General features: G+C 54.4%; 9 protein-coding genes and 2 pseudogenes. 9 read left to right on the forward strand and 2 right to left on the reverse strand.

Going from position 1 to position 13756, the window contains the following annotated elements:
* Positions 1 to 2539: 2539 nt before the first annotated feature.
* A pseudogene (locus AACI_RS15180) lies at positions 2540 to 3530 on the forward strand (glycoside hydrolase family 130 protein); the annotation flags it as partial.
* 235 nt (positions 3531 to 3765) lie between these two features.
* Here AACI_RS15180 and AACI_RS17060 read toward each other — a convergent pair.
* Positions 3766 to 3957, reverse strand: coding sequence for a hypothetical protein (locus AACI_RS17060; RefSeq protein WP_012812198.1), 192 nt, complete (start codon positions 3955 to 3957; stop codon positions 3766 to 3768).
* A gap of 74 nt (positions 3958 to 4031) precedes the next feature.
* Between AACI_RS17060 and AACI_RS15190 the strand changes: the two genes are divergently transcribed.
* The 7 genes and pseudogenes from AACI_RS15190 to AACI_RS15225 all read left to right on the forward strand — a co-directional run bounded on the left by AACI_RS15190 (position 4032) and on the right by AACI_RS15225 (position 11798).
* Positions 4032 to 5747: a site-specific DNA-methyltransferase gene (locus AACI_RS15190; RefSeq protein ID WP_012812199.1), complete on the forward strand. Its 1716-nt coding sequence runs from the start codon at positions 4032 to 4034 to the stop codon at positions 5745 to 5747.
* Positions 5748 to 5752: 5 nt separating this feature from the next.
* Complete coding sequence (locus AACI_RS15195; protein ID WP_012812200.1) at positions 5753 to 8260, forward strand: DEAD/DEAH box helicase; 2508 nt, start codon at positions 5753 to 5755, stop codon at positions 8258 to 8260.
* Positions 8261 to 8663: 403 nt separating this feature from the next.
* Positions 8664 to 9293: a sigma-70 family RNA polymerase sigma factor gene (locus AACI_RS15200; protein ID WP_012812201.1), complete on the forward strand. Its 630-nt coding sequence runs from the start codon at positions 8664 to 8666 to the stop codon at positions 9291 to 9293.
* 484 nt (positions 9294 to 9777) lie between these two features.
* Positions 9778 to 10100, forward strand: a pseudogene (locus AACI_RS17070) (gamma-glutamylcyclotransferase family protein).
* 293 nt (positions 10101 to 10393) lie between these two features.
* The gene (locus tag AACI_RS15215; RefSeq protein WP_012812205.1) at positions 10394 to 11137 is read left to right on the forward strand and encodes a sigma factor-like helix-turn-helix DNA-binding protein; all 744 of its coding nucleotides are present in this window, start codon (positions 10394 to 10396) and stop codon (positions 11135 to 11137) included.
* On the forward strand, positions 11134 to 11517 hold the full coding sequence (locus tag AACI_RS15220; protein ID WP_012812206.1) for a site-2 protease family protein: 384 nt from the start codon (positions 11134 to 11136) through the stop codon (positions 11515 to 11517). Before AACI_RS15215 ends, AACI_RS15220 begins: the two co-directional genes overlap by 4 nt.
* Positions 11514 to 11798 carry a hypothetical protein gene (locus AACI_RS15225; RefSeq protein WP_012809966.1) on the forward strand — a complete coding sequence of 95 codons (285 nt, stop codon included), beginning with the start codon at positions 11514 to 11516 and terminating at the stop codon, positions 11796 to 11798. The genes AACI_RS15220 and AACI_RS15225 overlap by 4 nt, the downstream gene beginning before the upstream one ends.
* Here AACI_RS15225 and AACI_RS16475 read toward each other — a convergent pair.
* A complete protein-coding gene (locus AACI_RS16475; protein ID WP_148213894.1) occupies positions 11791 to 12114 on the reverse strand; it encodes a hypothetical protein in 324 nt (107 codons plus the stop codon). The genes AACI_RS15225 and AACI_RS16475 overlap by 8 nt on opposite strands.
* Before the next feature lie 558 nt (positions 12115 to 12672).
* Here AACI_RS16475 and AACI_RS15240 point away from each other — a divergent pair.
* Entirely contained in the window at positions 12673 to 13464 is a 792-nt protein-coding gene (locus tag AACI_RS15240) for a hypothetical protein (RefSeq protein WP_012809969.1), read from the forward strand.
* Positions 13465 to 13756: the final 292 nt, after the last annotated feature.

The following is a 13756-nucleotide window of genomic DNA, read 5'->3' on the forward strand; positions in this document are numbered from 1 at the left end:
GTAACGTGCTCCATGATGTGTTGCGCAAATCAAAAGTGCAGAGTAGCCACACGGATTTGTACATAGACGTCCATCCAAATGGAACAAAATGTAGTGTTTGGAGAAACCGGAGTTCATGCATCGCATCGACGAATCGAGAGTCAGGCACGATTTGCGGGACAGATACCGCGACAGACGGAGGATGAAGTTCGTACGGTGAAATCAGCTTCCACCACGAGGAGGTGAATGCGCATGTACGACGGAGGCTGCTTCGGCGGGTATACGCGCTGGGCGGTGGTCTTCCTGATCATCTTCGTGTTGTTCTTCCTGTTGGTCCCTTCGTATCAGTACTGAGTCGTTGAGACCGGGAATTGGGGATAGAAGTCCGAGTTCCTTACAAGGGAAGTCAAATGAATCTGGGCGCATCGAAGCGCTAAAATCGTGTAGGGCTATCCTCCTTGCGCGGAATGGGGGATAGCCCTTCTTGTGTTGTTTGAACTTAACAAAAAAGGGCCCGCAAAGGCGGGCCGTAAGATATGGGTTATTTGTGATGGTGGTGCCGCTTGCGTGCAATCACCAAAATCTTCTGCCCTGGATGGAGGACAATCACGATGGGTTTTGTTTGCTTCATCGCGGCCCCTCCCTTCCGACATCAGTGAGGAGGACCTTTCGCCTCAATACACGGGGGTGGTCGTGCACGTCCTCACGTAGGTCGGCACGAGCAGGAAGAACAGCACGAAGATGATCAGAAACACCACCGCCCAACGGGTGTAGGGACCCAGTGCATCCACGAGATATCCCTCCCTTCGTCTTAGATGTTGCATCGTACGACGGGGGAGATGTTTTGTCCACGGCGACCGTACAAAGGGCAATGACCAGCGTTGGAGCACGTTCCAAGGAAATTGAAATGGATAAATATTACACATATGACTCAAGATCATGGTTGTTGCAATCTCATGCGGGAGATGATTGGGTGCGAACGAGTGTCTTCATGAGCATTCGGATGGACGACATAGACAGTGTGAAACGTTTCCTTCCGGAACCGTGTCGTGAGTGTATGTGGCGGCGAGGACGAGTCTGCGCCTTGCCAAGATGTCAGAAAGTGTATTGGGGATTGGGGGACGATACTCGGCTCGGGTCGCTCTGTCAACAGGCCTTTGTTCCCGGGGATCACGTGGAGTACGACAACGATGCTGATGGAGAAGGCTCAAACGACCGTTTGTGGGAGCGGTAGGTTGTCGACTCCATCGGGTAGGCGTTCGCATCTTTGCATCCAGACTCGAGACACATCGCCTCTCCTCAATGAGCGCACTATGGATGACGGTCTCTAGTATGCAGCATGCCCCTTCCATCGGGTCGTGGGCAGGGAAGGGGCATGCAAAGACCCAAGAGCACGAACATCTTGAGTCTTCGTCCGTTCCATTACGTCATGTCTCAATCGCTGTCATCTTTCGAGTCGATGGTCTCCTGATGGATGGAGTATGGAATATAGCACCACCCGTAGATATTCCTGCGAACGGGCCTGTAGGGTGGAAAAATATCCGTCATGAACGGGATATGATATGACTGCGGATGGTGGTCTGTGTCTTCCCGCAGTTCAAGAACTGTGAGGTGATTCATTCGCGGTTCCATGCTCATGAGCTCCTTTCGTCATGTTGAAACGAATTGATTGGTGAACATTCCTTTGTTGTGCATTGATGACATAGAATCATCCGGAAAACATCGCCATCGCAATCCGTCGTGTCCACAGAGAAGCGCGATCCTGAAGGACTATTAGAGAGGGTAGACACGCTGGACGTGATAACGAACGCATGGACTGTATTTGCTGGGGCGTTGGATTTCGAGCGTCCAGTTGGCGAATGAATTGTCTTTGACCAGTCTTCGTGCATCCACTCCATCGCCTAATTTGAGGATTACATAATGGCTCTTCTTCTTTCTGCTCATCTGCAATCTCCTTTCTCCAGGCGATACTGCACTTTATGGTCGAATGCCTGCCCAAGGAAAGGGCAAACGCCCAATTGGGGGATGGAAAACGATGGGGCGAGACCCGCAAGGGCGACGGATGGTTCCAGAAAACGCTGATCGAATAAGCACGCTTCGGAGCAAGAACACTCGCTTATCTGCTCGTGATGATCGGGCTACTCCGCTCCATGGAGCGAAGCGAGCTGCGGTTACGCTGGCACATACGCTGTCGGGTCATCGTATATCACCTGTTCAAAGACATGACGTGACTATCAAGATCTGGGATCTCATGACTACGACACATGACTACGACAAGCAAGATCGAGATGCTTGATCCCACCATGTACGTCGCCTTGAGGGAACTTGGGGTGATGGTCATTGTTGTCAAGGATGAATAAGTGTACCTCTTCATTTTCAAGGCAGTGAAAAGCGGGCCATTCGATCGACACGACTGCAGCAGGTATAACCAGGCCATATTCGTGTCAAAACAAGGTCGTGTCGTTTGTTTTGAATAAATCAGATTAAAACTAAGTGAACGGAAAGGGAGGATGCCTGCCTTGAATCAGTGCATTCCGCGCGATCGGACGTTTGACAGCCGCACTCCGACATGAAGGTCATCGGCGCGTTCAACGCGGGCGTGGCGCGGTACCAGGGAGAGACGATCCTTGTGCTGCGCGTCGCGGAGCAGGCGGTGGCCGACGACGACGCCGTGGGTGTCCCCATCTACGACAACGAACGAAAGTCTGTCGAAGTCCATCGTATCAGTCGCAAGGATCCCCCGCTTCGACTTGTCGGATCCTCGCGCCGTGCGGCGCAAGGACACACTCGAACCCATCTGGCTCACGTCGATGTCGCACCTTCGACTGGCGCGAAACAAGGACGGCCGTCATTTCACCGTGGAGGAGAGGCCGTTTCTCCGCACCCGAGACCTCGTATGAGGCATTCGGCGTGGAAGACCCGCAGGTGGCGGAGATCGACGGAGTCTTCTACATCACCTACACATCGGTCTCGGAACACGGCATCGTGGTGGGACTCGTGGCAACGCGGGATTTTCGCAAAATTCAAAGGCTTGGGCTCATCCTGCCGCCGGAGAACAAGGACGTGGTGCTGTTCCCGGAGTGCATCAATGGGCGGTACTGGCTCTTGCATCGTCCTGCGCCGAAGAGCATGGGCGATCTGGACATTTGGCTCGCGTCGTCGCTGGACTTGGAGACCTGGGGCCATCATCAACGGCTGATGGGCAGGCGACCTGGAATGTGGGACGGCGCGCGCGTCGGCGGCGGCGCGGTGCCGATTCGGACGGAGCGAGGTTGGTTGGTGCTGTACCACGGCGCGAATGAGAAGAACGAATATGCGATGGGCGCGTGTTTGCTCGATCTGGAGGATCCGTCGAAGGTCATTGCGCGATCCACGGAGCCGATACTGAAGCCCGAGGCAACCTACGAACTCAACGGCTTCTTCGGTGGCGTGGTGTTCTCGTGTGGCGCATGGGTAGAAGGCGGCGTAGTGCACATGTACTACGGCGTGGCCGATGAGGAGATGGCAGGGCGGATATCAAGATGAAGGATATCGTACTGTGCTTGACGTAAATAAAAAGATCGAGTTTGTGAAAGGGCGCGATAAGGAGGATTCTTGTGCCTACGATACAATTTAAAGGTCGTTCTTTCGTAGAAAACTATCATTTAACAGTTGAGCCTTTTGCAGAAAGACTGATTCCATCGCGTGCGAAAACGACGCACACTTCTCGTGAAAGACGCATGCCATGAAAACCCTTTTCTGTTGTGTGGATAGAATCAAGACCCTTCCCTGGAGTTTGTTCAAACGTTAAGCGACCTGGTTGATGCGATTCGCCCGGTGCATTACCAGAGCCGATGCCAAGAATACAACGGCGTTGATAAACGCATGCGCTGCGACCTTCTCGATACCCCGCACATGCATGCCGTCAAGCGTCAGCCCCTCTTTCGGCCCTGCAACACAACCGTCAAAGGGAAAGGGCCATGTTTGTTGAACATACACGTTGGACTTCGCCCCCTTGAAAGCGGTTTGCTGGATACCATTTTCTTTATCTCAAGTTGGGGTGAAGTCCTCCTTTGTGCTCGAAAAACTCTTGCCGCACAAGGTCTCGCGATTCTGCAAAAGGCTCAGTTAAATATCATGAGTTAATTCCTGTTCCAGAAAAAAGCCTGACCGACCGCGTTCGTCTGGATGATAACCTCATCATCCATGGAGATAATCTGACCGCGCTCAAGGCACTCCTTCCCATGTATGCCGGCAAGGTCAAAGTGATTTTCATCGATCCGCCATACAACACTGGCTCTGAGAACTGGGTGTACAACGACAATGTCAATTCCCCAATGATGCGGGAGTGGCTGGGGAAGGTCGTCGACAAAGAGGATCTTACTCGGCATGATAAGTGGCTTTGTATGATGATGCCGAGGCTGAAGCTATTGCGAGAGTTGTTAAGTGATGATGGCGCGATTTTTGTGAGTTGTGACGATAATGAACATCATCACCTTCGTATGCTACTAGACGAAGTTTTTGGTGATTCAAATTTTGTAGCAAACATTGTGTGGCAGGCTAGAAAATCAGTTCAAAACGACACGGATATTAGTGATGCACACAATCACATTGTGGTATATGCAAAGATGCGCAGGCAACGCAATCGGAGACTGAAGGAAGATAATGCGGATGTTTGGTATTCTGAGACGGGCTTCGCGATGAAACCACTTCCCTTAGACCGTTCGAAATTTGATAATCCGGACAATGATCCACGCGGGCTGTGGAAGCTCGACCCTTTTGATGCTCCCAATGTCCGGGCAAATCTCACCTATGAGATCGTTAATCCAAACACTGGTCAAGTTCATCTACCGCCAAAAGGGAGATGTTGGAGAACATCAAAGGAGGAATTCGAACGCTTATTAAGCGATGGACGCATTATGTTCGGGAAAAATGGTCGTGGTCGCCCTATGCTTAAAGTTTTCTGGGAAGAAAAATGGCAGTACGGCGAAGTCGAGACAACATGGTGGGGAGACGGCGCATTAGAGTCTTTCTTGGACCGGGGTGTCGATCAAGAGTCGGCATCTGAGTGGACCGTGTATGGTACAACCACACGGGGGTCTCAGACACTCCAAGATATATTCGGAGAAACTGGTATATTTAATAACCCGAAGCCAGTAGAGTTAGTCAAACACATTCTCAGGCTAGCATCTGATAAATCCTCTATTATCCTAGATTCTTTTGCTGGATCCGGGACTACAGCCCATGCTGTTTTGTCTATGAACAAGGAAGACGGTGGTAACCGCAAATTTATTCTCGTTGAAATGGAGGATTATGCCGACCGGATCACTGCCGAACGAGTCCGTCGTGTGATTCGGGGCGTGCCAAATGCGAAGGACAAGGCTCTCCGCGAGGGCCTTGGTGGGACGTTTTCCTACTTTGAATTAGGACAAGCCATCGATCCCGAAGGATTGCTCGACGCTGAACATCTTCCGCCGTACGAAGAGCTTGCTCGATATGTTTTTTATACGGCCACAGGAGAGCAGTTTGATCGCGATCAAGTGGACCGCTTGCGCTGGTATATTGGTTCCACGTCTAAATACGACATCTACCTTGTATATGAGCCGGATGAGGAGAGGCTGCGGGCACTGGCTCTTACCATTGACCTGGCGGAATCACTTGGGCCGACGGGACCGGGACGTAAGCGTTTGGTTTTTGCGCCGGCCTGCTATCTGTCGGAGGATTATCTGCACGAGTACCGAATTGAGTTTGCGCAGCTTCCATATGAGATCTATCGCCGCAGGGGGTGAGGGGTGTGCAGCCCAAAGAGTATCAACGCCGAGTCATCCAGACGGTGGAGCGGTATCTGGAGAAGTTGGCCGAGGCTCGTCAGGTCTATGAGGAGGCTTCGCCTGCGGCGCGCGCTCAAATGGACTTCGCCAAAGCGGCATGGGAAGCGGTATCGCCGGCACCATATCATGCAAAAAGAACAGGTATCGGCACACCCTTACCTAATTTCTGTATCAAAGTGCCGACTGGCGGCGGGAAGACGTATCTCGCCGTCATGACCATCGATCGCATCCTGAGCCTTTATCGGCGCCGGCAAACAGGACTTGTACTCTGGATCGTGCCCACGACCCAGATTTATGAGCAGACGCTCCGGTCGTTGCGGGATCGGAATCATCCCTACCGCCAGTTTCTCGACATTGCCACCGGCGGCAGGGTGAAAGTTGTGGAGAGGTTTGAGCGGTTCACGCCGCAAGATATTAGGGAGCATCTTGTCATTCTGATGCTCATGTTGCCAGCGGCCAACCGGAAGGACAAGGAGACGCTCAAGATCTTTCAGGACGCCGGTGGATTTGATGCCTTCTTCCCACCGGAGGGAAACTTCCCTGCGCATCAGATGCTACTTGAGCACGTGCCGAATCTGGATTACTTCGGTGACAGGGATGGGTTCTTCGGGCTTCAGATTAAAACGTCCCTGGGGAATGTGCTTCGGTTGGTATCGCCCATCGTCATTCTCGATGAGGGGCAGAAGGCGTACAGTCCTGGTGCGCAGGGGACGATTGCGGGGTTTAATCCATCCATCGTGGTGGAACTCTCGGCCACGCCGCCTGGCGGCAGCAACGTACTGGTGAGCATCAGCGGGCGTGAACTGGATCAGGAAGGAATGATTAAGCTCGACCTGCATGTATACAACAGCCAGCGTACAGATTGGCGTGATGTGCTTGCCGAGAGCGTGGCCTGGCGCGACGCGCTGGAGGAAGAGGCGGTGCGTTATCAGGCCAATGGCGGTGAGTACATCCGGCCTATATGCCTCATCCAGGTGGAGCGCACGGGCAAGGACCAGGCAGATGCGGGATACATTCATGCGGATCATGTAAAGGCAGAGTTGATCGAGAGCCACAAGGTGCCGGAGGATCAGATCGCCATCAAAACGAGTCAGCAGAATGACATCGAGAACATCGACCTTCTGTCGTCGAATTGTCCGATTCGCTACATCATCACCAAACAGGCCCTTCAGGAGGGGTGGGATTGTTCGTTTGCCTATGTGCTGACTATCCTGACGAATCCCACCTCCAAGACTGCTCTGACACAGCTTATTGGGCGGGTGCTCAGACAGCCGTATGCGAAGAAGACCGGCGTACAGGCCCTCGATGAAAGCTACGTGTTTTGTTATCAGCGCAGGGCCTCCGAGTTGTCCGAGGCCGTGCGGAAGGGGCTTTCCGGCGAGGGTCTCGATGATCTCATCTCACATGTGCGCGTAGAATCGGACGAAGCGCAAAAGAGCGAGCAAAGGACAGTGGGCGTTCGCGAGCGCTTTAAGCCCTTTGAGGGGAAGGTGTACCTGCCGCGCTTCATGATGCTGGATGGAGGGCGCGAGCGGGAGATCGATTACGAGATGGATCTTCTCTCACGTGTGGACTGGGACAAGCTCCGGCTCCAGCGTATCCGAGACCTTGTTCTTTCTCCGAGGGATACTCAGGATTGGGAGACAGCTTTCGGCTATGTGGAAGGCACAAGCGGCGTTGTGGAGAAGGAGCATGTCGAGTACAGGACGAAGGTATCCTTAAACCGATCCTATCTCACGCGCCGTCTCGAGAATGTGGTGCCCAACCCGTGGGTGGCGCGCCGCCTGGTGGATCGAGCGCTGCGGATCCTTCGCAGGAACTATTCAGAGGATGTGATCGCCGCCAATCAGCCCCTCATCGCGGAAACACTCGAGGCATCCATTCGTCAGGAGGTCGATGAGGCCTGCGAGAAAATCTTCCGGGAGCTCGTTAAACAGGATCGTCTCCGGCTCGTGCTCATCGCGGGCAAGGCCTATCAGGTTCCGCGCAGCATCGTGGTGCCGGCGGACGCACAGACACTTCGACATAATGACGGCGTGCCCGTGCAGCTTAGTCTTTTCGATGATCCCGTGCCCGAGGAGTGGTTCAACGAGGGGCTGGAGCGTCCCGTGGCGCTTTGCCTTGACCGTCAGGAAAAGCTGTTGTTTTGGTTCCGCAACCTCCAGAGAAGGCCATACTTCTACGTACAGGGATGGCGCAAAAATAAGATCTGGGCTGATTTCATCGCGACGAAAAAGAGTGCCCAGAGAAAAGGGGACTTTGATACTGTATACGTCCTAGAAACCAAAGGGCTACATCTGAAGGACAGCCAAGATACCGATTATAAGCGTCGAGTTTTCGAGCTTTGCAATGAGTTGGCGCGACGGACCACCTGGGATCAGATTGGGTTGCAATTTCCGGAAAGGATCGTTCGTTTTCAGGTGGTAGATCAAGATGAATGGGAAACTGTGATTAACAGTTTATTTTCATGAAATTCCTTAAAAAGGAGGAATAGATATAGATGTCGGTCTGGATGTTAAATGATGATCAATATCAGTTGATATTGGCCGTGTGTGAAGGAGCTCACGACGAACAAGCGTTAGCTGAAAAACTGAAATGGAGTCCTCAACAAGTAACTGATATAGTTCGCAGTCTTATCAATCCTATACCGGGATGTCCCTATGGATTGGTAAACGCTAGACTATCGCGAATTGGTTCGTCACCCATAGAACATGCTCGCGATATAAAACTCACACCTTTAGGCCAACAAGTTTGTAAGAACAAAAGTAAGAATATCCAATACCCCTAATTTAACTTTGGGATAATATTTCATAAACATTTCAGGATACAAGCCCAACCGCCCTTCATCGCCCCCACTGTTGGGGGCGATGCTTTATGGACACGACACTGGTATTTGCGGCAAAGCGCGGCGACCAGGACGCTTTCGCCGCACTCTATCGTGAATTCCGCGTCAGGGTCTGGAGTTGGATACGAAACTACTGGATACCCGGAGCCGACCGCGAGGATCTGATGCAGCACGCGTGGATCGGGTTCTGGGAGGCCATACGAGACTACGACGTTCGCGGTAAAGTGCCGTTTCTGGCGTTTGCGAAGATGTGCGTCGTGCGCGAGATCCAAACGGTGCTGCGGATGGCGCGCAGGCAAAAGCACACAACACACTTGACAGCGCTGTCGCTTGACGCGGAGTGCCCATGGATCGAGGACGCAGAGCGCACGGTGCTGGACGTGTTCGTCGATCCCGCGGCACCGAGCGTAGAGGATGTGGTGTTCGGACCGCCTAAGGGCGTGTCCGCGGAAGAACTCGTGGCATGGGCCGAGCGGCACTGGGGGCTGAGATTGACGGAGCTCGAGCGCGAGGTGTGGCGGTTGCGGATCGAGGGGCATTCGTATGCGGAGATCCAGCGGATGTTAGGATGCGGATATAAGACGGTGGACAATGCGGTGCAGCGGCTGAGGAAAAAAGCGCGAAAGGCACTTGCGCGTCAAGAACAAGCAGCGTCGTGATGTGCATGGCACCCGCATATGTCGAAGGCATATGACGGTAGACGCATATTGCCCCATGTGGTAAGATAATCATGAACATAGCAGGAGGGTTAACCCCTCCTGCGCTTAGGGTGTGGCTTCCCCGCCTTTCGGTCGGCGCCTGGGCGGGGATTGCCGTTTAATGCCCGCAGGATATCTGCAAGCGCATAGCCCATTTGGGCTAGGCTCCAGCCTATCGCCACGAGCATTGCAGCAACATGTTGCCACATCCCTCTCACCCCCTTTCGACAAAGGGGGTGCAAGGAGAGGGTTTCCCTCCCAAGACCAGCCTATCACTTGTGCACGGATTTTTCAATAGATTTTGGATGATGTGTTTTCTGGCGCCAGGTAAAGGTGTATATTTGAACTGAAGGTAGACTTAAGATCGAGAGGGGGCTTGTGCATGACCGTGCATACCGTGTTTGTGTACGGCACATTGAGGAAGGGCCAACGCAATCGAGCGGTGATGGAACCGTATCTGGTAGCTGATTTGGGTGAAGGTCAAATCCGCGGCGCGATGTACGACCTCGGGCGTTCCCGGCGGTGACGCTGGAGGAGGACGGTGTGGTCGCGGGCGAGTGGGTCAGGGTGAAAGACGAGGGTCTTGCGCGGCTCGATCGGCTGGAGAGTTATCCAAGCTTTTACGATCGGGCGATCGTTTCAGACACCGCAAACGGGCTGCGTGGATGGGTGTACTGCATGGCGAGGCGCAAAGTGGATGGGTACGAACGAGTGGAGAGCGGGGACTGGGTGGCGTATCAGGCGAACAGGTTGGTGGCACGGAGATGAGTGGGTGGCTGATACAGCGCTGGCAATTTGGGTAGTGCTCGCTTTGGGCTGAGCAGACGAAAATCGTGGTACCGGGTACCACAATTTTAATGACAAGGCGTCGTAAATTCGGGACATCATGTCCCGAATTTACGTGGAGGTCTGTGGAGCAAGGTACAAACCGAAATGCGGCTCCCCGGGAGCCACATTTTTTTGAGCGGCAAATGGTCGGAGACGGTAGCACAGAATATCGGATTGTCTGAAACGCGAATTTTGTCGTGCAATCCCCCTCTAATCGAGAGGGGGGTTTCTTTATGTGTGAATCCGACATCACCATGCAGGAACTCATCGAGGAGTATCGACTTAATCGGCGCCTACTCTTGGCGCGCTTGCGGGAAATGGATCGTTCGGCGCGTGAGCGGCAGCGAACGCTCCAACGCATCCGGTCGATGTCTTGGCCGAAGTGGCTCCGGCTCGATCTGGAGCAATACGCGGACACGAAGGATCGGCAGTACTTGGAGGTTTTCGTCTACCAGGCAGAAGCGGTGTGGGAAAGCCTGACGCCCAAGCAGCAGGTGGCGGTGCAGGAAATTCGTCGGGTCATTCAAGAGCTGCGCGAGGAGGAGATGGATCGCTCGTATCTGCGCAGCATGGCTCGGGACATGTTGTTCACGTTGGCGCAGATGAGCCGATACGGCGCGGTCCAAGAGCGGTTGTTGTGGGAACGGGAGGAGTTGTCGCGTCATCGGGTGACGCGTGCGGCGGCGGTGCAGGAGGCGCTGGAGCGCTTGGCGGCGCAGGAGTCCTTCGAGGACGAGTTGCTCGCGTTGCTCTCGGGCGAAGCGGAGGAGCGCCCTAGGGTACGCGTGTCGTTTCATCAGTTGTCGCCGCAGCAGCGCGAGGCGCTGAAGCTGGCGTTGCAGGGGTTTAGCCGGAAGGAGATCGCGGAGATGCTGCATGTGCGCAAAGGCACGGCGGACGTGCATGTGCGGCGCGGGCGGAAGAAGTTCAAAAACGGGGTGCAGTTGGCGCTCGATTTGGGGGACGAAGAGATATGACGTTGGAACAAACGGCGCGAGTCATCCTTCTGGCTGTCGCGCTCGCCGTGTTATCCCACGAACTCGGCCACGCCTGCGCCGCCTGGCTGGTCGGCGCGCGCGTGTGTCGATTCCGTTATGGGTGGGGGCCGATTCTCGTGCGTTTGGGTGTGTTGGAATGGCGACTGCTGCCGATCGCCGGCGCGGTGGAGACGGAACGTGTCGACGGCTGGCGTGAGTTTGTGATTGCGCTCGGCGGGGTGTTCGGGCAGTGGATTGCGTGGCCGTTGGTCGAGATCCTGTCACCGATGGTAGGGGTGTGGGTTTGGATTTTGTGCGTCCTTGGGACGGTGCGACTGGTCGCGTTGCTGATTATGGCGGGGAAGGAGAAAACGCCGTGACAGATCCGTTGATTATTTCGGCGTTGAAGTTGGCGCGCAAAGCGCGCATCGACGGCAATCGGGCAGAAGTGCCCGTGGAAGAGATGCTGCAATTGCGTCAGCTAGTGATAAACGAAATCATCCGTCTGCTGGTTGCGTTCGGGTGGAGCGAGACAATGCACGAGAAAAATCGAGTGGCTGTCTACACCAAAGGCAAGCGCGATGTGTGGGTGCCGCTTGATCCAACATTTGCAGACTGGGGACTGCGAGTTACCGAGGTTTTGCAGGAATTGTTCAGATAAGCGTAGAAGCGCCGCCCGATCTCTGTTCGAGAACCAGGCGGCGCTTGCTGTCAGGATGTCGTCGAAGTCGTGTTCGTATTTTGAAAGACAAATCAGTCCGCTGTCCTGCTTGGGACAGCGGACTGCATGTTTCGCGGAGCATTTCAACAAGTTTGTTTTCGATGGTATCGGGAACTGGCTCGAAGACCATCTTCTCTTTGATGCGACCGTCCTCGAAGACGAAGTTGACACAAACCTTCTGCTTGCCGTTGTCGTCGCGACGGATGATTGAGCCAAACTTCTTCGGCTTGGCCTCTTCGCCTTCCGGGAAGGTCACAAAATACGGGCCGTCGATCTGCGTCAGATAAATTAGACGTAGGTAATGTTGTCCATATCATCCTCCTCCTCTTCTGAGTAGGGGGCGACAGACAAGATGTCCGCCGCCCCCCGCAAGGGTAAGAGAACCTTGGCGGGAGGCGATGATGTGTTGTACTTCGCAGGCTGGCTGGGTGTGATCTCTTCGTGTTTCTATGTTTTCTCTTTCATTAAGCTATTTAATCTGTATCGATATCATCTTGACGATGAGCAACGAAAGAAAGTGAGCGATTGGTTATTTAATGATAAAGAGGGGTAATTGATCGTGAATGGATATAATGTTATACTGACAGCAGCGATTCTGAATTTAGTTGCTTCGCTGTTGACATTCAAATTGGTCAATCGACTAGAACTGCGACTAAAACGGAAGAACGATGCTGACAAGAAAATTGAATTTTCCCCATCATCTGAAGGTGGAATGAAGGAATGAGCCAAATCAAATTCGTCAAATGGGTTCGTCTTTCCTCCTGTCCGCCGCCTCCCGCAAGAGTTGAGCACTCATTGCGGGAGGCGATTTTGTTTGCGGATCCCTTACAAAGTCGGACGTTACGGCACGTGGACGCTACTGGTGTTAGCCGCGATCGGTGGACTTGGCACGTTGGCGCGCGCGGTGCATCCGCCACGACCTAAGGTTGAGTTTCCGCTGCCGAACGCCGCGGCGGCGCTGGCGGTGCAGACGGCGGTGGACGTGGTGTCGACGGGCGACGCGGCGAATCGGACGACAACGCTGAGTAATCTTGGCCTGTCCGTGCAGGACGCGAAGCCGACAGAGAGTGTGAAAGTGACCCAGGCGACGCCGCTCGACCCCAAGGTGTTGTCGTCGCAGATGGAGATCGTGCCGGTGGCGTTGTGGGAGACGGTGTCTGGCGGAGCGAGTGAGACGGGCAACAATGGGCCACAAACGCAGGTGCAGGAAGTCGACGTGCTGGTGGTGACAGACGGCAAGTCGGTCGCGGTGGGCGGATTATGGATGGAGCCGGCGAACTTCATCACCACGTATTCGCCGTCGGGAAAGACGCCGACGCCAGACGAGCAGACGTTCATTCAGAACTTTGTGCAGGCGTGGTTCGGAGGTCAGCCGACGACCAACGATGTGGTAGCCGGCGTGAGCTTGCCGACGCTGCCGTTTACGACGTCGAGCGTGCAGCTTGAGCAGGTGCTGTTACAGGCGGGGAGCAAGACCGAACCGCAGCTCTACGTGTCGCTTCAGGCGGAGGACCCGGCGACGGGGTTGTGGGTGCCGCTTGCGATGGAGATCACACTGGAGCAGCAGGCGGGGCACTGGATGGTCAGGGGAGTTGAGACGCTTTAGACTGTCGCGCAAGTGAGAAATCGCGGTGCGCTACGGGTGCGTGCGATTTCTGTCTGGCCTGCGCGGGAGTGTACATCGAGCTCCGCAATAGGTAGAGACGGATCAGAGACGGATCCCCTTACGTGGCCAAATACAACGAACCCCTGCACCATTTGCGTCGATGCAGGGGATCAGGGGGTGGGGTCTCTTCCAGCCAAACGCTTCGCCATTGCCGTCGGCCTATCCAAATCATACGTCAATTTGCTCCGGTTCCCGCATCCATATAGGGCGCAGCATCAAGAACCGGAACGAT

The sequence above is a fragment of the Alicyclobacillus acidocaldarius subsp. acidocaldarius DSM 446 genome, assembly GCF_000024285.1.
Taxonomy (GTDB): Bacteria; Bacillota; Bacilli; order Alicyclobacillales; family Alicyclobacillaceae; genus Alicyclobacillus; species Alicyclobacillus acidocaldarius.

Bases quoted from the DNA above. Each gene is read 5' to 3' on its own strand.
- AACI_RS15200 (WP_012812201.1), top strand. From the start codon at position 8,664: ATGGACACGACACTGGTATTTGCGGCAAAGCGCGGCGACCAGGACGCT.
- AACI_RS15215 (WP_012812205.1), top strand. From the start codon at position 10,394: ATGTGTGAATCCGACATCACCATGCAGGAACTCATCGAGGAGTATCGA.
- AACI_RS15220 (WP_012812206.1), top strand. From the start codon at position 11,134: ATGACGTTGGAACAAACGGCGCGAGTCATCCTTCTGGCTGTCGCGCTC.